Annotated in this window: 20 protein-coding genes and 4 pseudogenes; 17 read left to right on the top strand and 7 right to left on the bottom strand. The window is 34.3% G+C overall.

The window, feature by feature from the left end:
- Nucleotides 1–3: 3 nt before the first annotated feature.
- From CWATDRAFT_RS31795 to CWATDRAFT_RS15825, 8 genes are all read left to right on the top strand, one after another.
- A complete protein-coding gene (locus CWATDRAFT_RS31795; RefSeq protein ID WP_326997420.1) occupies nt 4–924 on the top strand; it encodes a response regulator in 921 nt (306 codons plus the stop codon).
- A 92-nt stretch (nt 925–1016) separates the two neighbouring features.
- The gene (locus CWATDRAFT_RS39925; protein WP_007305969.1) at nt 1017–1208 is read left to right on the top strand and encodes a response regulator; all 192 of its coding nucleotides are present in this window, start codon (nt 1017–1019) and stop codon (nt 1206–1208) included.
- On the top strand, nt 1205–2491 hold the full coding sequence (locus tag CWATDRAFT_RS15850) for a hybrid sensor histidine kinase/response regulator (RefSeq protein ID WP_007305970.1): 1287 nt from the start codon (nt 1205–1207) through the stop codon (nt 2489–2491). The genes CWATDRAFT_RS39925 and CWATDRAFT_RS15850 overlap by 4 nt, the downstream gene beginning before the upstream one ends.
- A gap of 34 nt (nt 2492–2525) precedes the next feature.
- Nucleotides 2526–2921 carry a response regulator gene (locus CWATDRAFT_RS15845; RefSeq protein ID WP_007305971.1) on the top strand — a complete coding sequence of 132 codons (396 nt, stop codon included), beginning with the start codon at nt 2526–2528 and terminating at the stop codon, nt 2919–2921.
- A 37-nt stretch (nt 2922–2958) separates the two neighbouring features.
- Nucleotides 2959–4080 (top strand): diguanylate cyclase domain-containing protein, encoded by a 1122-nt coding sequence (locus CWATDRAFT_RS15840; RefSeq protein ID WP_007305972.1) that lies wholly within the window; start codon nt 2959–2961, stop codon nt 4078–4080.
- A 419-nt stretch (nt 4081–4499) separates the two neighbouring features.
- Nucleotides 4500–5081, top strand: a complete 582-nt coding sequence (locus CWATDRAFT_RS15835; RefSeq protein WP_007305973.1) for an Npun_F5749 family FMN-dependent PPOX-type flavoprotein — start codon at nt 4500–4502, stop codon at nt 5079–5081.
- 98 nt (nt 5082–5179) lie between these two features.
- On the top strand, nt 5180–5470 hold the full coding sequence (locus CWATDRAFT_RS15830; protein WP_007305974.1) for a YggT family protein: 291 nt from the start codon (nt 5180–5182) through the stop codon (nt 5468–5470).
- 549 nt (nt 5471–6019) lie between these two features.
- Complete coding sequence (locus CWATDRAFT_RS15825) at nt 6020–6406, top strand: hypothetical protein (protein ID WP_021832009.1); 387 nt, start codon at nt 6020–6022, stop codon at nt 6404–6406.
- A gap of 2 nt (nt 6407–6408) precedes the next feature.
- Here the strand turns inward: CWATDRAFT_RS15825 and CWATDRAFT_RS15820 are convergent, their stop codons facing one another.
- The 3 genes from CWATDRAFT_RS15820 to CWATDRAFT_RS15810 form a co-directional block, all read right to left on the bottom strand.
- Nucleotides 6409–6924: a zinc-binding dehydrogenase gene (locus CWATDRAFT_RS15820; RefSeq protein ID WP_007305958.1), complete on the bottom strand. Its 516-nt coding sequence runs from the start codon at nt 6922–6924 to the stop codon at nt 6409–6411.
- Nucleotides 6925–6984: 60 nt separating this feature from the next.
- Nucleotides 6985–7272, bottom strand: coding sequence for an HNH endonuclease (locus CWATDRAFT_RS15815; RefSeq protein WP_007305957.1), 288 nt, complete (start codon nt 7270–7272; stop codon nt 6985–6987).
- A 113-nt stretch (nt 7273–7385) separates the two neighbouring features.
- Nucleotides 7386–8825 carry an NF041680 family putative transposase gene (locus tag CWATDRAFT_RS15810; RefSeq protein WP_007305956.1) on the bottom strand — a complete coding sequence of 480 codons (1440 nt, stop codon included), beginning with the start codon at nt 8823–8825 and terminating at the stop codon, nt 7386–7388.
- A gap of 79 nt (nt 8826–8904) precedes the next feature.
- Here CWATDRAFT_RS15810 and CWATDRAFT_RS15805 point away from each other — a divergent pair, with 79 nt between their 5' ends.
- A complete protein-coding gene (locus CWATDRAFT_RS15805; protein ID WP_007303072.1) occupies nt 8905–9300 on the top strand; it encodes a hypothetical protein in 396 nt (131 codons plus the stop codon).
- Between the two features lie 241 nt (nt 9301–9541).
- Here CWATDRAFT_RS15805 and CWATDRAFT_RS33840 read toward each other — a convergent pair whose 3' ends face one another.
- A complete protein-coding gene (locus CWATDRAFT_RS33840) occupies nt 9542–9718 on the bottom strand; it encodes a DUF2283 domain-containing protein (protein WP_021829975.1) in 177 nt (58 codons plus the stop codon).
- Between the two features lie 132 nt (nt 9719–9850).
- Here CWATDRAFT_RS33840 and CWATDRAFT_RS15800 point away from each other — a divergent pair, with 132 nt between their 5' ends.
- The 8 genes and pseudogenes from CWATDRAFT_RS15800 to CWATDRAFT_RS15770 all read left to right on the top strand — a co-directional run.
- Nucleotides 9851–12427, top strand: a complete 2577-nt coding sequence (locus tag CWATDRAFT_RS15800; RefSeq protein WP_007305976.1) for a M1 family metallopeptidase — start codon at nt 9851–9853, stop codon at nt 12425–12427.
- Between the two features lie 303 nt (nt 12428–12730).
- Nucleotides 12731–13540, top strand: coding sequence for a prepilin peptidase (locus CWATDRAFT_RS15795; RefSeq protein WP_007305977.1), 810 nt, complete (start codon nt 12731–12733; stop codon nt 13538–13540).
- A 148-nt stretch (nt 13541–13688) separates the two neighbouring features.
- A complete protein-coding gene (locus tag CWATDRAFT_RS15790) occupies nt 13689–14300 on the top strand; it encodes a hypothetical protein (protein ID WP_007305978.1) in 612 nt (203 codons plus the stop codon).
- A gap of 1 nt (nt 14301) precedes the next feature.
- A complete protein-coding gene (locus CWATDRAFT_RS39920) occupies nt 14302–14625 on the top strand; it encodes a DUF262 domain-containing protein (protein WP_007305979.1) in 324 nt (107 codons plus the stop codon).
- A gap of 23 nt (nt 14626–14648) precedes the next feature.
- Nucleotides 14649–14810, top strand: coding sequence for a hypothetical protein (locus CWATDRAFT_RS39915; protein WP_232287120.1), 162 nt, complete (start codon nt 14649–14651; stop codon nt 14808–14810).
- Nucleotides 14773–15297 carry a hypothetical protein gene (locus CWATDRAFT_RS39910; protein ID WP_232287119.1) on the top strand — a complete coding sequence of 175 codons (525 nt, stop codon included), beginning with the start codon at nt 14773–14775 and terminating at the stop codon, nt 15295–15297. The genes CWATDRAFT_RS39915 and CWATDRAFT_RS39910 overlap by 38 nt, the downstream gene beginning before the upstream one ends.
- Before the next feature lie 34 nt (nt 15298–15331).
- A pseudogene (solA, locus tag CWATDRAFT_RS39905) lies at nt 15332–16474 on the top strand (N-methyl-L-tryptophan oxidase).
- A 98-nt stretch (nt 16475–16572) separates the two neighbouring features.
- A pseudogene (locus tag CWATDRAFT_RS15770) lies at nt 16573–17121 on the top strand (ATP-binding cassette domain-containing protein); the annotation flags it as partial.
- Between the two features lie 346 nt (nt 17122–17467).
- Here the strand turns inward: CWATDRAFT_RS15770 and CWATDRAFT_RS41810 are convergent.
- From CWATDRAFT_RS41810 to CWATDRAFT_RS37295, 3 genes and pseudogenes are all read right to left on the bottom strand, one after another.
- A pseudogene (locus tag CWATDRAFT_RS41810) lies at nt 17468–17788 on the bottom strand (DUF6444 domain-containing protein); the annotation flags it as partial.
- 65 nt (nt 17789–17853) lie between these two features.
- Nucleotides 17854–18781, bottom strand: a pseudogene (locus tag CWATDRAFT_RS15765) (IS1380-like element ISCwa5 family transposase); the annotation flags it as partial.
- Nucleotides 18782–18985: 204 nt separating this feature from the next.
- Entirely contained in the window at nt 18986–19306 is a 321-nt protein-coding gene (locus CWATDRAFT_RS37295) for a hypothetical protein (protein WP_007305954.1), read from the bottom strand.
- Between the last annotated feature and the right edge of the window lie 50 nt (nt 19307–19356).

Here is a 19356-nt window from a genome sequence, read left to right as displayed (position 1 = left end):
ACAATTATTATAGAGATTGAAGATACTGGACAGGGTATTTCTCAAGAAGAATTAGACCGTTTATTTGAACCCTTTGTGCAAAGTAAAGGAGTTAAAAATAATCAAGAAGGAACAGCTTTAGGATTAACGATTAGTCGTAAATTTATTAATTTGATGGGAGGAGATATTGCTATGAATAGTGAAGTAGGAAGGGGAACAATTATTAAATTTAATATTGAAGTAGAAGAAATTAAAGCAACAGAAATTAAAACTGAAATCAAACCTCGAAGAAAAGTGATTGGACTGCAACCTAATCAACCACAGTACCGTATTTTGGTAGTAGATGATCGTTATAGTAATCGGGAATTAGTTGTTAAATTATTGACACCTTTAGGATTTGAGATAAGAACAGCAAGTAATGGAAAAGAAGCTATACAAGTATGGCAACAATGGGAACCTCATCTAATTTGGATGGATATGAAAATGCCTATTATGGACGGATATGAGGCAACTAAGGTGATTAAAACCACAATGAAAGGACAAGCAACAGCTATTATTGCTTTAACAGCTAGTGTATTTGAAGAAGAGAAAGCAGTTGTCTTATCTACCGGGTGTGATAGCTTCATTCGTAAACCTTTTAGGGAGGCAGAAATATTCGACGCTATGGAGAAACAAATCGGTGTTCAGTTCATCTATGAAACCGATGAAAATAACGAACAAAAAAAAACAAAAATTGACGTGCATAAAGTAATTAATTCCCAAACTATTGCCAATTTATCTGATGCTTGGGTAAAAGATTTTAAACAGGCTGTTGTTAATGTAGATTCAGTTACTATTGATAGTTTACTGGAAAAAATTAAAGATAATAATCCTGATCTTGCTCGTGCTATTTATCATTTAACAGAAAATTTTGAACATGAAACATTGTTAGATTTACTTGAATAAGTTAAACTTATTGGTAGATAAAATTGTGTAATCTTTCCCACAATTCCCCATAAATAAACCTTAGTAAAAATTCCTGTCTCTGATTTAAAACAATGATTAAAACTAATAAAGATAATAACTCAAAAGGTAACATTGTCGTAGTTGATGATTCCCCTATCAATTTACGATTGATTGTGGATATGTTTAAAAGTAAAGGGTACGAAGTCCGTCCCGTACCCAGTGGAAAATTAGCATTAACTACCATTAAAAATTTGCCTCCAGACTTAATTTATTGGATGTCATGATGCCAGAAATGGACGGATATGCAGTGTGTGAAAAATTAAAAGCTGACCCCAAAACAAAAGATATTCCTATCATTTTTGTTAGCGCATTAGATGCTGTTTTAGACAAAGTTAAAGCCTTTGAAATGGGAGGAGTTGATTATGTCAGTAAACCCATTCAAGAAAAAGAACTTTTTGCCAGAGTAGAAACCCATTTAGAAATTCGCAGATTACAGAAACATTTACAAGAAAGAAACAATAAATTAGTTGCCACATTGCAACAGTTAAAACAAGCACAAAGTCAATTAGTAGAATCTGAAAAAATGGCTGTATTAGGACAATTAGTGGCCGGTATTTCCCATGAAATTAATACCCCATTAGGTGCGATTCGTTCCTCTGTGGAAAATTTAGCAGATTTTTTAGGAAAAGATATTAAAACTCAATTAAATTTTTGGCAAACTATTGATCATAAACAGCAACCTTATTTCTTAGAATTATTAAGATATCCGGCCTTACAAGCTTTATCCAGTCGGGAGAAAAGAAAGTTAAAAAGAAAGCTAAGAAATACCTTAGATTCTGCCAATATTGAACATAGCGATCGCATTGCAGACACTTTAGTAGATATGGGTATTTCGGAACCAGAATTATCATCTATTTTACCCCTATTTAAGCAACCAGACGGCTTAGATATTCTTGATAAAGCCTACGAATTTTTTACTCTCAGAAAAAGCACAGAAACCATTCAAACAGCAACAGAAAGGGCCGCAAAAATAATCTTTGCTTTAAAATCTTATGCCCGTTATGATTTTGGTACAGAAAAGACGGAAGGAGACTTAATTAAGGGGATTGAAACTGTCTTAACTCTATACTATAATCAAATCAAAAAAGGGGTTGATGTCATTAAAAATTATCAAGAATTACCTCCTATTCTTTGTTATCCCGATGAATTAACCCAAGTCTGGACAAATTTGATCCACAATGCCTTACAAGCAATGAATTATCAAGGGAAATTACGGATTGATGTTGAGAAGAATAATGATATGATTGATGTAAGAATTACTGATAGTGGCAAAGGTATTCCCAGTGATATTTTACCTCGTATTTTTGAACCCTTTTTTACGACAAAAGTTGCAGGAGAGGGCAGTGGTTTGGGGTTAGATATTGTCAAGCGAATTCTGGAAAAACATGAGGGGAAAATTAGCGTCAATTCTGTGTCAGGAGAAACCGTATTTACCGTATCCATTCCCATGATAACCAAAGAAAAGGCTGATAATTCCCAAATCAAAGAATTACAAATCTCCCAATAATATCCCGTGAATAAACAATCAGGAGTGATTAACGATGATTAAACCAGTAATTTTATGTGTTGATGATGAGAAAGTTATTTTAGATAGTCTCAAAATTCAACTAAAAAAAGAATTTCAAGATACCTACCTTTATGAAGCAGCAGAAAGTGCTGACGAAGCATTAGAAATTATCGAAGAATTACAAGACGATGAGATCACTATTTTAGTGATTGTATCAGACTGGTTAATGCCAGTTATGAAGGGGGATGAATTCTTAATTGAAGTTCATAAACGCTTTCCAAAAATTGTTAAAATTATGTTAACCGGTCAAGCAGATGAACATTCACTAGAACAAGCAAAAAAATATGCCAACTTACATAGTTGTTTACATAAACCTTGGAGTAGTGAAGACCTAATCAAAAATATAAAATCTGGTCTATCCCATATCTAATTTACTATATTTACATTATAGCTCTCTATTTTCCCCTATGTCCTCTAATTTTGATAAATCGATTAAATTTAATAACAATAAACCTATCGTAATTTGTATTGATGATGAAGTTACCGTCTTAGATAGTTTAAAAATTGAACTAAAAAAAGCATTAGGGGATAAGTATATTATCGAAACCGCAGAAGGGGGAGAAGATGCTTTAGAATTAATGCAAGATTTAATTACAGAGGGTTGTCAAGTTGCCTTAGTTTTGTCTGATTATATAATGCCAGATATTAAAGGAGATGAAGTGTTACAACGTATTCACAAAATGTCTCCTGATACCCTAAAAATAATGTTAACTGGACAAGCTAATTTAGACGCAGTAGGTGATGCTATAAAATACTCTAGACTATATCGTTATGTACCTAAACCTTGGCAATCAGAAGATTTAAAATTAACTGTTGTTGAAGCTTTACATAGTTATTTACAAGATCAAAAAGTAATCCAACAAAGAAAACAATTAGAAATAATGAATCAGAAATTACAAGAACTAACTCGTAACCAGGCAAAAATTATTGCTGAACAAACTGCTGAACTCAAAGAAATCAATGCCGAACTGAAAGCAGCTAATACAAAACTAAAAGAAGCGAATGAAGAGTTAGAACAATTAGCCATTTTAGACCCCTTATTACCAATAGCAAACCGTCGTCGTTTTGATGAGTATTTAAAACAAGAATGGGCAAGAATGTGCCGAGAAAGACGCTATCTATCCTTAATTTTAGCTGATGTAGATTACTTCAAACAATACAACGATAAGTATGGACATCAAGCAGGTGATCGTTGTTTAATTGCCATTGCTAAAACTATCCAAAAAAGCTTAAGAAGACCGGCTGATTTAGTTTGCCGTTATGGAGGAGAAGAATTAGTTATTGTTTTACCAAATACTAATCCAGATGGGGCAATTAAAGTTGCCGAAACAATACAAGAGGAAATTGCTTTATTAAAAATACCTCATTTTCGTTCTAAAATAAGTGACTATGTTACCATTAGTATGGGTTTAGCCTCTATGATTCCCATTAAAGGAGTTTCTCCTTCAATGTTGATTAATGTTGCTGATAAATCACTTTATCAAGCCAAAAATAATGGACGTAATTGTTTTCTTTTGGAGGTCATTTAACTGTTGTTTAATGAAGAATAATTCATCAGTCAATGATTAAACAAATTCAGTAAGGAGTCAACAATATAAATGAACTAATAAATAGTAACTTATTCTGCTTACTTACCTGAGTTCGATATAAGGAAATTTATAGAAAACTGGTCAAAATCAATAGTCTTAAACCCTGATTATATCCTGTAAAAAACTCCGAACTCCGAACTCCGGTTACTTCTTTTTTTTCTTAAACAACTTAGTTCCCATTTCTGTTTTAGCTGAAAAAATTAAATAAGCAATTAACAGTGTCACCCCCAACAAAAAAGAAAAAAGCTCATTATCCATCCTATCCTCCTCATTTTGCTATAATGATACTGTTCTTAGTTTATCGTAATTTGATATTATTAATCGATAAATAATAATTTGTAAGTAATAATTTATAAGTGATGACAGAAAAATTATCTCCTTGGCGATCAATTTTGTCTCGCGCCCTTCATCGAAATCGCAGTTTACCTAATGCTCGTTATTTTCAATTAGCAACTGTTGATTTTGGAGGAAAACCAACTAACCGGACTGTTGTTTTTAGGGGCTTTTTAGACCAGAGTAATCAATTACAGATTATCACGGATCGTCGCAGTGAAAAAATTAATCATATTAATGATGACCCCTGTAGTGAAATTTGTTGGTATTTCCCCAAAACGAGAGAGCAATTTCGTTTCAGTGGAAATTTAACTATAATTGGTGAAAACCATGAAAATCAAACCCCAAGATTAACAATTTGGCAAAAGCTTTCCGACTCAGCTAAACAACAGTTTACTTGGCCATATCCAGGTATAAATTTAACTGAAAATAAACAAGATTTTATCCAAGAAAAACCGTTAACAAATCAACCTCTACCTAATTTTATACTACTTTTATTTAATGCTGAAAAAGTTGATCACCTAGAGTTAAAAGGGAACCCCCACCAAAGAACCTTATATTACTTAGATAATGAGAAAAACTGGATAACACAAGCAGTTAATCCTTGAGCAATAAAAGATATTCTATGAGGGTAGGAAGCCTTATATTTGTGATTGACCTATATTTGTGATAGAATGGTAAGGAATACGGAAATAACTGTAAGATCATGGATTTAATTAATATAGCGAACTGGGGTTTAGGATTATTTCTGGGTTTGATGACCTTCTTATTTATCTTTCGTATTGTCTTAACTTGGTATCCTCAAGTTGAGTTAAACCGTCTCCCTTGGAATTTAATTGCTTTCCCCACTGAACCTTTATTAATACCGGTTCGCCGTGTTATTCCCCCTGTTGGTGGGGTTGATATCAGTCCCATCATTTGGGTCGGTATTTGTAGCCTACTGAGAGAAGTTTTAGTAGGTCAACAAGGTTTGATCACAATGGCTTTGCTGAAGTAAGTCGTGAAAAGAAACTGCTGTAAAACATATTTAATGTTAAGAAAAGTAAAGAGTTTTCTACTTGTTAAAACTTAAGAAAATTCTTGACAATTATTAAAAAGTGATTGCACAATAGTGGTGGTTGTGAGTAAGTATATTGAGACTTAATCGATGTCCTGTCAATTTTAAAGGTTTTCAGGTTTCATCGGGGCTTGTCTTAAGGCTGAAAAATATAATTGCTTGCTTGGACATAAGCTTCTATTTAAGTTTTACGCAGAAATCAGAAGAGTTAGTTTAATTGACAGATTCTTCAGTCAATTATCCTATCATTAAACCAACTAGCTGTAAGGAAAATAAATACTCTTCTTGGGTTATTTCATTCTATATTATTACAGTTATTACAGATGTAATGTATATATATAAACCTTTTAGGGATTTTTAAGACACAGAATCATGCTATTGAATAAATCGCTTTTACCCTCACTTACTCATTGTTCTTTATTGTTGTCTAGTCTAATTTTCGGTTTGACCATCTCCCATAATATACCAACCCTTGCGGCAGAAAAAGAGATGGATAAAAATCAAGAAGAATTATTAGGACAAACAGTCACAAAAAATGGGTTAGCTAACGGCACTTATTTATATGGAACTTCTCGTAAACCTGATGAAATTGGACAACACTATATGGTGTTTACAGTCCATCAAGGAGAGATTCAAGGGGCTGTTTATATGCCGCGCTCAGATTTTAGTTGTTTTACGGGAACCTTTGAAGATAATCAGATGAAGATGTCCATTATCGACCCTTATGATGGCACTCGTTATAATTACGCCATTAACCTACAAATTCCCACCACAGCTTCTACTAATGGTCAATGGGCTGAAATGGGTTTACAAGGCTATCATCGTATTAATACTATTAGTCAGAATGATCAGAAAATTCTTGACACTTGTTCGTGAAGTCAGTGGTTGATCTCCACCAAAACCTTCAAAATACCTCGTTTTTGAGCTATTCCAAAGGCTTTAAGTCCTTCGTCTATGGTATAACGACCATCAATTAGGGGTTTAACGTCAACTTTTTCCTGTTCCAATAATTTCAAAGCCGGGGCAAAGGGACCGCAACGGGAACCAATAACGGTAATTTCATCCACCACTAAAGCTGAAGCATCTAGGGTTAATTTTCCTGCATAGGTACTTTTTAAGACCAAAATACCACGAGGACGGAGAGAACGACGGGCTAAGTCGAACCCTTGGGGGTTTCCTGTACAATCTACCGCAATATCAAAGCTTCTCTCTTGTACATCTGCTTCTAGACCGATTTTAATGCCTCTAGCAGCAAGATTGGCTAATTTTTCCGAGTGACGACCAATTGCCCATAAATCACAGCCAGTTAAAGCCAAAGTTTGGGCAACTAATTGTCCTAACTTACCATCCCCCACAACTAAAACCCGTTGATTAGGGGTCGAAAAGGTAATCACTTACCTCTCCTCCCAGTCCGAAGCGTACGTGAGACTTTCACCTCATACGGCTCTCGGCAATTAGTCCCTTGTCATGGGTACTGTTAATACGTCGTCTTTCCATTCATAGCCATTATCTAGCCAATCATAGAGATAATCATTTTTGCTTTTGACATCATGACAGTGACGATGTAGAGCTTGTAGATTGTTGAACTCATCCTTTCCACCTTTCGATTTAGGGATAATGTGGTCAACTTCTATCAAGTCATCAGGTGTAAAGTGTTGCTTACATTGAGGACATATACCTTTTTGTTTCTTTAAGAGTTTTGCTACTCTAGTTGGTGTCCCAGTATATTGGACTTTGGACAAAAAAAGTTTGTTAGCGTATATTTTACGCTAAACTAAAATCCCAAAATATCGGCTCTGTATCAGTCAATAAAATTGGCTGACAAATAGGGCTAATCTATAGATTCTGAGGAAAACTAAGGAGCTTTTAAGTTTTCAGTTGATTTTTTGCTCCCTTTCTTGATAACATCATGACGAGTTCGTGGGGCTTTTTTGTAACCTTTAATACGTCCGGAAGAAAAACCTCGACGTTTGGGAAATTTGGCGAAAGTCCCCAAGGTCGTAATTATTCTTGAAAAGTCTCTTTGAACTAGACTAGGGGTGATTTTGATGGATTTATTAGTCTTCAAATACTGTTCCCAATCACGGGGTAAAACCACAGCTAATTTTCTGGCAGCCCACAAATTTACATAAGAAAGAAGTGTTAGTTTAAACCAATTTTCTTCATGATGTACATCGGGAGTTAAATAAGATGTCATCAATAATCTTTGTTTACCAAATCGAAAAAGATGTTCCATGTCATAACGTTGTCGATAACACTGATAACAATCAACTAAACTTAACTCATCGCGCCGAGAACCAATAACAATAAGCCACATAGGTTTCCAAATACTATTTCTTTCTTGATCTCTGACAACAATCTGGAGTAAAGTAAAGGGGTGATTGTTCATCTTATAGTTTTTAGTTCCTCTCATTAACATCTGTTTCCATCCCGAAATAGTCACTGTTAATTGACGACTTTTTTTCGTTGTAAAGGGAACATGATGAACTTCATCAGGTTCAGTCCAAGTTTGGTCATCTTTAAGGTCAAATTTATCCCCATACCAACGGGGATGTCCCGAAGTTTTGGCTTGATTTGGGTCCCGAATAAATTGACGATAAAAAACTCGGTCACTTCTAACTCTTGTAATAGTAACTAGGTCTTCATGCTTAACTTGTTCCCCAATAAAATCCTTTTGGCTGTAGTCACTATCAGCCACTAAGGCAGATAATTTATCAGAAAATAAAGAACTTTGCCAGATTTTTTTTAGTTGTTGATTGCCTTGATTTACTCCTTTATGTTTAGAGGGGACTCGCTCTCCTGATAAGGGGACAGCCCAAGGGACTTTTTCTGTGTCTATTTGGTCAGGTAAAGCGCAGACAACGGAATAACAATGTCCAATATTAATGGGTTTATTTCCCTTAATTGGATTGGGGTAATGAATAAAAGTTTTATCCGCTAACGTTTCGGCAAACCGTCGTGGACAGGGAGTTGTGTCAATACCAAATAAGTTATAATGTTTTGAAGTGGGAGGAATTGTTCTCGATACCGCTGAAAATAAAGTCTCAATTCTCTGTTCATAATTAGGGTCAGTTTGAGTGGGTAAAAACTCTTGAATTCCTCTATATAAACTGTTATAATCTCTTCTAAATAAAGGATTGAGAGACAATTCAACGACTGAGTGAGCTTGTTGGTTACTGGAGAGGGCATCGAGTAATTCTATAATAGTTTCTTTTCTAGCTTTTAGTCCTTGGAAGAGGTTAGACCTCCACACCAGGAATTCCTCGACAGAAGTAGCCGTTTCATTTTTGGTCATTTTTAAAATTTATTACCTTATTAATTAGCGGAATATATACGCTAACATCAAAAGAGGTTGTTTGTTACAGTTAAGGCTAATGTCATCACATTCCGAACTTAAGACCAGTCAAGATGTCCACCTGAGAGCCAAACAAATTAAGAGTCTAATTCGCTCTCTTAAACAGAAAATAAAGAAAATTGAACGGGAAGGGGAAGTAGCACCAGCTAATTGTCATATTATTCGTTATCAGGTTAATGGAAAGGGAACAATCTACTGGTATTATAAACTACAGGCTGCTGAATCAATTTTTCCTATGGCCACTAATAATGAGAAAAAAACCAAATATAAATATTTAGGACGAGCCGGAAGTTCTGCTCATATTGATGCTGTAGAAAAACTCACTAGAAGAAATCTCATTGATGAATTAGAACGAGTCATTCAATCTCTAACTGAAAGCTACTTAGATATCTATATTGGAACCGAAACTGAATGAAGCTATTTAATATTTAAAATCCCCTAAAAAGATGGAAAGAGAGTTTTTAAAATCACCTTAATTCTCTATTTTAGCTCTGGAGATATGTTTAGCGTAAAATTTACACTAACAATTGTTTTTTATCCAAAGTCCAATAATATTAAGCAAGTCTAAATTAACAGCCTCCTTGAATCTCTTATTGTTACAAATCCTATGACTGGGGATACATATTTAATATCTTAGCTTGGGTTGACTCTAAAATTTAATCTCGAATAAAAGAACTAGCATTAGTGATTTCTATGCCAATTAATTCTCCTAAATCGTTTAATTCAGCCGTAATATTGGGATTAATTTCGACACTATTAAACTCTGGTTCATCAGAGATAGTTATATGAATAATGTCTTCTTTTTCAAAGTATTTCATCTGAATTTTATCCATTGAGAATATACCTTCCAGTTGCTAGACGAAATCGAATTTTTTGGCGTGTTGTACCATGAATGGTTATGGGTGTTATAATTTTAAATATGTTTCTATAACTAAATCTATTCAATCCCTTACTATTAACAATTCATGACCATCAAGAACTTTGACAGCGAAGACAATAACCGTAAATTTGAATTACCTGGAGCTAAACCCCATTATAACCCAGATCGCTACGGACAAGTTGACCATATTTTCCTCGATCTAACCTTAGATATTCCTAATCAAAGCTTCACAGGAACTTGCACTATTACTTTAACTCCTGTTCGCTCTGGAATCAAGCAATTAATTCTCGATGCTGTTGACTTAAACATCAATTCTGTTTTCATCAAGGAAGTTAGTCAACCTTTTGATTATGACAAAGAAACATTAACTATTAATCTTCTCCAACCTACCCAAGAAGATGCTATTACAATCAGTATAAACTATGGAGTAGAAAACCCTCAAAGGGGACTCTATTTTATTGCACCAGATGAACATTATCCCGATAAACCTACTCAAGTTTGGACCCAAGGAGAAGATGAAGATTCAAGGTTTTGGTTCCCTTGTTTTGACTATCCGGGACAGTTGGCAACTTCGGAAATTAAAGTTAAAGTTCCTAATAACTTTATGGCAATTTCTAACGGGAAATTAATAAGTCAAGAAACCCTTGGGGAAGAAACTGTATATCATTGGTTACAAGAACAGATTCATCCTACTTATTTAATGACATTAGCAGTAGGAGAATTTAGTGAAATAAAAGACCAATGGAAAGATATTCCAGTCAATTATTATGTAGAAAAAGGGAAGGAAGAAGAAGCTAAATTAAGTATGGGGAAAACTCCCCAAATGATTGACTATTTTTCCTCAAAATTTGGTTATGATTATCCTTTCCCTAAATATGCTCAAGCTTGTGTTAGTGACTTCATTTTTGGGGGAATGGAAAACACCTCAACTACACTCTTAACTGATCGCTGTTTATTAGATGAAAAAGCAGTTAAAGATAAAACCTTTACAGAAAGTTTAGTCGCCCACGAATTGGCACATCAATGGTTTGGGGATCTGGTTGTTATTAAACATTGGTCACACGCTTGGATCAAGGAAGGAATGGCTTCTTATTCTGAGGTTTTCTGGACAGAAAATGAATACGGAAAAGACGACGCTGCTTATTATTTATTGAACGAAGCAAGAAGTTATTTAGATGAAGATTCTTCCCGTTATCGTCGCCCCATTGTTACCAATGTTTACCGAGAAGCAATTGAATTATATGATCGCCATTTATACGAAAAAGGTGCTTGTGTTTATCACATGATTCGAGGAATTTTAGGAGAGGAATTATTCGATAAAGCTATCCATAAATTTGTCAATGATAATGCTCACAAAACTGTAGAAACCGTTGACTTACTAAGGGCAATAGAAACAGCAACAGGTTATAACTTACTATTCCTATTCGATCAATATGTCTTCCGAGGAGGACACCCAGATTATAAGATAAGTTATAGTTGGGATAATGATAATAATTTAGCTAAATTAACCGTTACCCAAACCCAAGCCAAAGAAGAAGATGGTAACATTAAAGATATCTTTGATCTCAAAATTCCTATAGGTTTTGGCTATGAGAAGTCACCAATAAAAATCTTTACTTTGCGTCTTCATGAGAAACAACAAACCTTTTACTTCCCCTTAGAAACTCAAGCAGATTATATCAGTTTCGATGTTAATAACTACTTCTTGAAAACAGTAAAATTAGAATATCCTCTTGCTGAATTAAAAGCTCAATTAAAGTATGATCCTGACCCCGTTTCTCGAACTTATGCAGCCATTGCTATTGGGAAAAAAGGCAACTTAGAAGCCATTAAAAGTTTAGAAGAAGCCTTGACAAATGATCCGTTTTGGGGTATAAGATTAGAGGCAGCTAAACAGTTAGGAAAAATTGGTTTAGATCAAGCAGGAGAAGCCTTAGTTAAAGGGTTAGAGGACGAAGATCAAAAAGTACGTCGTACCGTGATTCAAAGCTTAGGAAGAATAAAAAATGATCACTGTTATCAAACCTTAAAAACGGCTCTAAAAACCGAAGAAAAAAGCTACTATTGTGAAGCTGCGATCGCTAGTAGTTTAGGGTCAATTTTATCCGGTAGTTTAAAAGAGAAAACACCAGAAGTAATTGACTTATTAAAAAAGGTTTTAGAAACCCGTTCAGGTTGGAATGAAGTGGTAAGATCAGGAGCAATTACAGGGTTAAGTAAACTAAAAACTAATGGTGATGCTGTGGATGTGATTATGGAATATACAAAATTAGGAATCCCTCAAGCATTAAGGTTAGCAGCAATTCGGGCATTAGGGACTATTTCCACAGGACAAACCCCGGATAAATTAGAGGAAATTCTAGATAGTTTAGAAGCCATTTCTCAAGAAACTTTCTTCTTAACACAAGTCGCTGTTAGCACAGCATTAGGACAAATGGAAACCCCAAAAGCGATAAATATTTTGCAAGGTTTAGCCGATAGTACCCCGGATGGACGCGTTAAAAGAAGGGCAGAAGAAGCTATCAAGAAAGTCCGCAAAAAATTAGGTTCAGATAAAGGAATTCAAGGGTTACGAGATGAAATTGAAAAACTGAAACAAGAAAACCAAGAATTACAAAGTCGTTTGTCTAATTTAGAAGCAAAAAATAGTGAATTAACCTGAGTTTTATCTAAGGAAATTTCTAGATAACTTGTCAAAATCAAAAGTAGGGGTCAACGGCCGTTGACCCCTACTCCGAACTCAGGCTAGGTAACAACATAAACTAGATATACTTGCGATAATCTGGGGGAAAATTGCCGGCGGTGATGGTGTCTAAGATGTCGTAGTCAGCAATATATAACGGTTTCTCTGCGATCGCCTTAAGAAAGCAAAGAAACCAAGTCTTAACATTTGCTTTACAAATATTTTTGAGTTAAGCTAACAGTAGGAATTGAATAATAACTAATAATTGGTAAGTCAAAAAAGATGGATTTATTAATCGCCTCTATTACCCTTCCATTTGTCTTTGTCTTTGGTGCTTGTATCGGTAGCTTTCTCAACGTTGTTATTTATCGCTTACCAGAAGGAATATCTTTAATTCATCCTCCTTCCCGTTGTCCCCATTGTGAACATCCTTTGGGCAAAACAGAGAATGTCCCAGTGTTAGGTTGGTTATGGTTACGGGGACGCTGTCGTTGGTGTCATACTCCGATCTCGGTGCGTTATCCTTTAATAGAAGCTATCACAGGTTTATTATTTTGTGCTGTATTCTGGCAATATCAATTTACCCTTACAACCATCGGTTATTGGGTGTTAGTTAGTTGGTTAGTCTCCCTTGCTATGATTGATTTTGATACCATGACCTTACCAGGAGAATTAACCAAGTCAGGGTTAATATTAGGGTTAATCTTTCAAGGGATCATAGGTTGGCAATTTGCTCAAACCCCTGAATATTTAATGACAGCGATCACCAGTGCTGTTTTGGGAATCTGGTTATTTTGTATTATTCGCTGGGGTGGTACCTGGGTTTTTGGGAAAGAAGCGTTAGGAGGAGGAGACTCTAAGTTAGCTGCAATGTTAGGTGCTTGGTTAGGATGGAAATATCTCTTAGTCACCAGTTTTTTAGCTTGTTTATTGGGTTCTTTATTTGGTGTTAGCGGAATGGTTTTAGGATTTATGGGTCGTCTTCAATACTTTCCTTTTGGTCCATTTTTAGCATTGGGTGCAATTTTGAGTTTATTTTGGGGAGAAATTATAATTTCTACTTATATTCAAGCTTTTTTCCCTTTGAGTTAATAGCACTCCTAGAGGTTATTTATTGATATTAACTATCAATAAAAGTATTAAAATTATCTGTCATTCTGAGGTACCTCCGAATCTTGTTAACCTTTTGATGTTAACAAGTTAATGCTATAATTCTCTCAATACTGTATTACTTTCTCTGATGGAAGAGTTAGAAACATTTTTCGACGACATAAGTAAAATTAAAAATGAAGAGGAAATAATTGATTTTTGTCGTAAATATTTAATACATGGAATCCCTTATATATTTACTGATAATCAAGATGACTATTATGAATTTAGGAAAAGAATTGCTAATCAATTTGACATTAAATTCTATGAAATCTATATTACAGGTTCAGTAAAGTTAGGATTTAGTCCTTTGAAACAAAAGAAGTTTGATGATGATTCAGATATTGATGTTGCCATTATTTCATCTCAATTATACGAAAAAATGTTAGAACCTATTTATGACTATCAAATGGAACTTAGACAAGCAAGAAAAAGTATAAATGTAAGAGAATTAGAACAATATCATTCTTTTCTTGAGTATACAGCAATAGGTTGGATTCGACCTGATAAACTTCCCAAGTCGTTTGGTGTCGGAATATTAAAACAATCGTGGTTCGACTTCTTTAAATCCATTTCTTATGGTAGATCAGAAGTAGGAAATTATAAAGTCTCTGCTGGAGTGTTCAAAAGTTATTCTTATTTTGAACGATATACAATCAGTAGCTTAAAACAAATTATCAACGCACAAATAAAAATCAAATAAGATGCTAAAACAAATCAAATCTTCAGTAACCAATCCAACTATAGCTGATATTTACCAAAACATAGAAAGTGGTAAATTAGTTATTATACCAGATTTTCAGCGTAAGTTTGTTTGGACACATGATCATCAGGAGGAGTTTATTGATACGATCTTAAAAGGGTATCCTTTTCCAGAAATTTATGTCTGTAAAGGGGAAGTTGATCTTAAAAAAATGCGGACTACAGAATGGGTAATAGATGGACAACAAAGATTAACAACAATTAAAAAATATATGGATGGAAAACATGATAAAACTTTGAAAAAATCAAAAAATTTGAGGATTTAACTGATAATGAAAGAGGAGAATTTTTGTCATATCAAATTGTAGTTAGAGATATTGGTCAAGTTGATGACAGTGATATCAAAGAAGTATTTAGAAGAATCAACCTAACCAAGTTTAAACTAGAGGATGTGGAGATTCATAATGCTATTTATGACGGTGAATTTATTCAAACAGCTAAAGATAGCTAAAGATATATTAGATAATATTGATTTAAGTGATTTTCCTGTTTTTCGTGAATCAGAATTTACTCGCATGGCGGATTTGTATTTTATTTTATTAGTTATGTCAACCTTAGAAGAAACAGGTTATTTTCCTCAAGATAAAGAAATAGAAAATTATATTATTCAATATAATGATGAGTATCTAGATAAAAATCATATGAAAGCTTTACTAATTAAAACTTTTGCTATTATTAAAGACTTTCAACTTACTGATGATTCGATTTGGTATAGAAAATCGAGCTTTTTTACTATGGTGGTGGAAATAGCTAAAGTTGAAGGAAATATTCCTAAAAATTTTCCAAGAAAATTAGTAGAATTAGAACAGAATATTATGAATAATAAAAAGAACAATAATGAATTTGGCGAATATTATAATTATATGTGTTCAGGAACCAACCATAGAAAAGCTAGAGTCGTAAGAGGAGATATTTTTAAGAAGCATACATTAGAATAAAGCGTGTTATAATGATAATTAATTGTACAAAATTATGACTAGCAATTTTGATGTTATTGTCCTTGGTGCCGGTGGAATAGGAAGTGCTGCTGCTTATTATTTAGCCAAGGAAAAAAAAAGAGTTCTCATTTTAGAACAATTTAACATTAATCATAATAAAGGCAGTTCTTATGGCTATTCTAGAGTCATTCGTTATGCTTATGACAACCCCATCTATGTTAAACTAATGCGGGCAGCTTATTCTCTCTGGTTTGCCTTAGAAAAAGAAGCAAAGGAGACATTATATATTAAAACGGGAGAATTAGATTTTGGTTTAATCAATTCTCCATCTATGCAAGAAGTTGCGAATAGTATGACACAGGAAAATATACCCTATCAAACTTTAACAGCAACGGAAATAAATAAACGGTTTCCTCAGTTTAATATTCCTGAAACTATGGAAGGATTATATCAAGAAGATACAGGAATTTAAAAGGCATCTTGCTGTGTCTTATCCCATCTAAAATTAGCCCAAAAATATGGAGCAATAATTGAAGATAACACCCCGGTAATTAACATTAATCAAAACAACGAAGAAATTACCATCAAAACTAATCATAATACTTATGTTTGTCAACAATTAATTATCGCAGCAGGAAGTTGGACAAAACAAATTTTAATGTCATTAGGATTAACCTTACCTTTAACTATTATGCCCTGTCAATTAGCCTTTTTCAAAGTTGCTAATTCTGAGGATTTTATACCTGGTAATTTTCCTATTTTTCTTGCTCATTTAAACGAAAAATATGGACAGTTTCCCTATGGACTTCCTGCTTGCGATCATCAAGGATTAAAATTATCTACCTTTTATGGATGGGATACAGTTGAAACCATAAAAGAGGTTGATTATACCCCTTCTTTACAATGGACAGAAAACTTAAGAAGCTTTTTAAAACAATATTTACCCAACGCTAATGGAGAGTTAATAGAAACAAGACGTTGTTTATATACTATGACTCCCGATAAACATTTTATTATTGATCAACATCCCGAATATGCTAACATTTTCATTGCTGCTGGATTTTCAGGTCATGGGTTTAAATTTACAACCTTAGTCGGCAAAATATTAACAGATTTAGTGATAAAAAAAGAAACTGAATATGATCTCAGTTTATTCAAAATTAATCGATTTTTATAATTTTGTTATTATTAAACTGTAACATAAGCATCTTGCTTGTACAGGCTAGAAGCCTATGTTACCCTTTATTTATCAAATCTAAATACTATATATTATTAATGAACGATAAACCTTTATTTTATGTTGATGAGTTGCGTATTCAATACCCATTAAGTCAGACTTGGGCAGTAGATCAAGTTTCATTCACCCTCGAAAAAGGAGAAAAAATAGGCTTAGTAGGAGAGTCAGGGTGTGGTAAATCTACTATTGGTAAAGCTGCAATGGGTTTACTGCCTAAACTAACGCAAATTGAGGGAAAAATCCAGTTTCAGGGTGAATCTATTTTCAAGTTAGACGGGGAAGGGTTAAGACGGTTTCGCGGTGAAGTGGTGGGGTTAGTGTTTCAGGACCCCATGACTCGTCTTGATCCTTTGATGACTATTGGCGAACATTGTCTAGAAACTTTACTGGCCCATCGCCCTCAACTATCTCGTAAAGAAGCCAAAAATATCGCCATCAAAACCCTGGAAAAAGTTAAGATTCCTCCCAACCGTTGGGGACAATATCCCCATGAGTTTAGTGGTGGAATGCGCCAACGGGTAGCGATGGCTTTAGCTTTATTATTAAACCCGAAAATGATTATTGCGGATGAACCTACCACCGCTTTACCCGGATTTCTCACAAATTAATTTGAAAGCCCAATCCAGAGATGAAAAATGATAATTTTTAGGACTAATAGAAATTTTGAATATAGATGAATAAAAAAATTGACTTTGATTATCCAAAAATTGAGTTTAAGAGGGAATAATTATATTAACTTTTGATTTTCTCCACGATAAATAAGACTAAATAAAAGTATCAGTCAGTCAACAACTTATGATAGATATCTTTTTTTAAAAACAACTTATTCTACTTATCCAGTATTAGGAATAGTTTTAATTCTTTTGTTAGCAATAGACAAAATATCTTGATAAGGACAAGCACTAGCTATAGCGATAATAATTCTTCTACAACATATTTTGGTCCGCGTTTAAATCCTTTTTTGCGTTTCTTTTTGTCAGAAGGCTTTTTTAGTGGGTCTGATGATGGGGGGACTGAACTGTTTTTTGAGTTACGGTTTTTTAGCTTATCTCTCTCTTCTTTCAATTTTTCAATTTCTTGCTGTTGTGTAGAGATTTGTTATTGTTGCTGGTCAATCAGTCTTTGTTGAAGAGATAACTGTTGTTGTGCCTTGACTAGCCACTCAATCATGAAGACATTGTTCGCCAACTGTTCATCGGCGATAGCTCTAACTAGCTTTGAATCAATGGTAGCATTTGTGGTCATAACCCCCACTATACATAAAAATCCCCGATTTTACCTTTATGTTGTCAAGACAGATTCTTTATTACGGTGAGCAATTACCATTAATTCAGTTATTGGAGCTAGTTTTTTTTCATATTCATGTTTGGCTTTTTCAATTACATCATCCGCTCGTAACTTAAGAACGCCATTTGTTCCCATAGCTATAACATAATCAACTAAAGGCTGATTTTCACAAAAATAGAAGATTTCTTCACGGGCATAGGCACTATCACCCCTAACTAGGATATGAGTCTCTGAGCATTTTTCTCTAATTAGTCCGATAATTCTTTGTAATTCGTCTAAGGCTCCATCGGCTGGATCTACATTAGATGAACGAAGTTTAGCAACTAATAAATGATGCCCACAGAAAATATATAAAGGAGCATAACATACTCCGTGATAATAACTATTAAAAAATGCCCCTTCTTGATTACCATGTACTTGGTCATCCGTGACATCCATATCTAATATAATACTTAAGGGAGGTTTTTTATAAGACTCTAAAAAAAATTCGACAAAAGATTTTTCAATGGCTTCAAAGTTGGTTTCTATTTTATGATAACGACTCGTTTTTTGGTCGAGAATAGTCTCAGGACAATATTCCAATCTATTAATTGTACTTTTTCCAGCTAACCATCCCTTTTTATCTTCAAGTTCATTAAGCTTTTCTAAAGCGATCTTAAGGGCAGGATCGTGACGTAATTTATCATGGTCATTGACATCTTCATAGCCTAAAATAATTCCATAAAGCCTTTGTGCTAATAACTCATGAACGGAATGATCTACATAAGATTGATGACGATGATCTTGAAAACAGTTACCAAACTTCTCCGTAATTCCCAGTTTTTTATCCAACTCAGCTATCCAGACAATCCCCGCATCTGAAGTGATTAGTCCCCCATCAAAATTAGCGATTATTTCTTTTCCTTTCTGTTTACTAAAGTTGATTACTTGACGAGGGGTTCGGGGATGACTGGGACTCATTAAATCAGTTTAAGGTAAATTGCTTTAATAATTAAATTATAGCATATTTTATTCTAACAATCTAGTACTATTAGAGATTTTATTAATAATTTTTTTGGAAAAATGAGTGATTGATTTATCTTTTCATCTTTGTCTAATTCGGGTTGATTTTAACTTAAAATCTGACAACAGACTGTTGGTTGGGGAAATCTGCGATCGCTCTGTTCAAACCCACTTCCTGTAAGGCTTCTGTGTTTGGCGATCGCAGATTTTGTGAGAAATTCGGGTATAAGTCCCTCCAGCAACCCAAATTTTATCCCCACTGCGGGATGCAGCTAAAGCATCTTGTAGATCGGTAAACGCATTACTCCAAGAAGTCCCATTATTATCCCCTAAAGCAGTTGCTCGGACATAAAGAATGCGAGAAGCAGCAGGAGTGGGTGCAGGAGAGAGTTCTGCCCCTTCATAAGCTCCTAACTCCACGTTTGGTCCGAGAACACGGGAATTACCGGATAATTCTAGGGTATGGTTCTGTGGTATTACCATCCCATTTTATTCTGTACTTCAAAGCCACAGGTTGATTCCTGCTTTAACCG

It is taken from the genome of Crocosphaera watsonii WH 8501 (assembly GCF_000167195.1).
Classification (GTDB): Bacteria; Cyanobacteriota; Cyanobacteriia; order Cyanobacteriales; family Microcystaceae; genus Crocosphaera; species Crocosphaera watsonii.
The sequence above is the reverse complement of the archived record's forward strand: the minus strand, read 5'-3'. Positions and strand labels throughout refer to the sequence as shown.